At 62.7% G+C, this 295-nt stretch carries 1 pseudogene; it reads left to right on the top strand.

The features are described 5' to 3' along the window. Positions 1-68: 68 nt before the first annotated feature. A pseudogene (locus RI841_RS16060) lies at positions 69-295 on the top strand (hypothetical protein); the annotation flags it as partial.

Here is a 295-nt window from a genome sequence, read left to right as displayed (position 1 = left end):
CAATTCACGAGTTCCACCGTGGAGACCGCCGCTAGAATCGTGGCATCAGCCTCGACCCCGGCCTCGACATGCTCCAGCACCGTTTATCGTCAAGCCTCTTCCGGTACGGCGCCTGCCTGCTGGCGCTGGCCTTGCTGTCGCTGTCACTGCCTGGCCAGGCCGACGAAGGCGCCATGATGGCGAAGATCCACGCCTTCCTTTACGAGCAGGCCTCTGTTTCAGGCGAGGACGTGATGATCGACATTCATCCACCTCGCGCCAGCCTGGCAAGCTGTGAGCACCCCGCCCCCTTTCT

The organism is Halomonas sp. (assembly GCF_031581305.1).
In the GTDB taxonomy this organism is placed as follows: Bacteria; Pseudomonadota; Gammaproteobacteria; order Pseudomonadales; family Halomonadaceae; genus Halomonas.
This window is presented reverse-complemented; position numbering and strand designations above follow the sequence as displayed.